Origin of the sequence: Catenibacterium sp. (assembly GCF_052354645.1) — a bacterium.
GTDB classification, from domain to species: domain Bacteria; phylum Bacillota_I; class Bacilli_A; order Erysipelotrichales; family Coprobacillaceae; genus Catenibacterium; species Catenibacterium mitsuoka_A.
In genome coordinates this window covers 1-1310 of record NZ_DAWDDM010000102.1, presented here as the reverse complement: position 1 = coordinate 1310, position 1310 = coordinate 1, and the positions used below count along the sequence as shown (strand labels likewise).

At 34.7% G+C, this 1310-nt stretch carries 2 protein-coding genes; both read left to right on the top strand.

What is annotated here, in order from left to right:
* Nucleotides 1-763: L,D-transpeptidase family protein (locus ACT8VG_RS05880; RefSeq protein ID WP_444195402.1), on the top strand; the 763-nt coding region annotated here is incomplete at its 5' end.
* A 132-nt stretch (nucleotides 764-895) separates the two neighbouring features.
* On the top strand, nucleotides 896-1096 hold the full coding sequence (locus tag ACT8VG_RS05875; protein WP_444195401.1) for a hypothetical protein: 201 nt from the start codon (nucleotides 896-898) through the stop codon (nucleotides 1094-1096).
* The last annotated feature ends 214 nt before the right edge of the window (nucleotides 1097-1310 follow it).

Here is a 1310-nt window from a genome sequence, read left to right as displayed (position 1 = left end):
CTATACAGGATTAACTATGTATTATGATGATTGGTATATGGTTACTAATGGTCAATTAGATTGGAGTTTCACTAATCTTACTGAATATAACGGCGCTTGGTACTATGTAGAAAATGGTAAGTTAAATTGGAACTTTACTGATTTAGTTTATTATTATGATACATGGTATTGTGTCAGAGGTGGTGTGTTAGACTGGAACTATACTGGTTTGGCTTATCATGCAGGTGGATGGTATTACATTAACCATGGTGTATTAGATTGGGGCTATACTGGCTTTGCACAGGTTAATGGTCAAGGTGCATACTATGAAGTAGTCAATGGTGTTATGATTAACGGTCCACTAGAAAAGATGCGTAATCTTGTACGTAATGAATCAAGTCCTACAGAGTATATTATTCTTGTAGATAGAGCTGCGCATCGCGTTGGTATCTTTAGAGGCGGCAAGGGTAACTGGCAAGATGTTCAGTATTATCAGTGCTGTGTTGGTAAACCATCAACACCAACAGTAAGTGGTACTTTCTATGTAGGCTCTAAAGGTAAATACTTCAATACAGGTTCAAGAGGTAGATGCTGGTATTATACACAGATTACTGGTAACTACTTATTCCATTCAGTAATCTATGGTAGACAGAGTACACCGAAGAATATCATTGATAATTCAATGGATAAGGCAGTATCTCATGGTTGTGTTAGATTAGATCTTGATCATGCAAAATGGATCTATGACAACATTCCTAGAAATACTAAAGTAATTATTTATTAATTCACTTTGAGGTTCCTCTTAGTTGGAGGAACTTTTTTAATGAAATACATTGGTTTAAGTAGACAATGTGGACAAGAATACTAAACAAGAATATATTTTAGTAGACTTATTCAATAATTACGGAGGTATCGCATGAAAAGGTTGATTGGTATTTTTATCTTTCTGCTTATTTGTGTTATTTCACCTGTTTATGCAGATAATAAAGGTCTTGTACAATATATTGGAGATTCATATACGGAAGATTATTCTAAGGATGGCATGATTACAGGAGATGTTTTATGGTATGTTCATGCAAGCCAAATGGCAGGTGTTGATTATACACAGGAATCATAGGGTGGTGCAGGATTCGTTGCGGAGTCTCGTGGTAAAACATTTGATGATTTATTAGAGGAAGGAACAGGAAGAAATGCGAAATATGTAGTTATAGCAGGTGGCTATAATGATATGTATTATTCTCATGACATAATTAAAAACAAGGTTTATGATACAGTTAAAATAATGTGGACCCCGTGTCAAGGACATTAAATAAAAAGGCGCTTAAAAATGA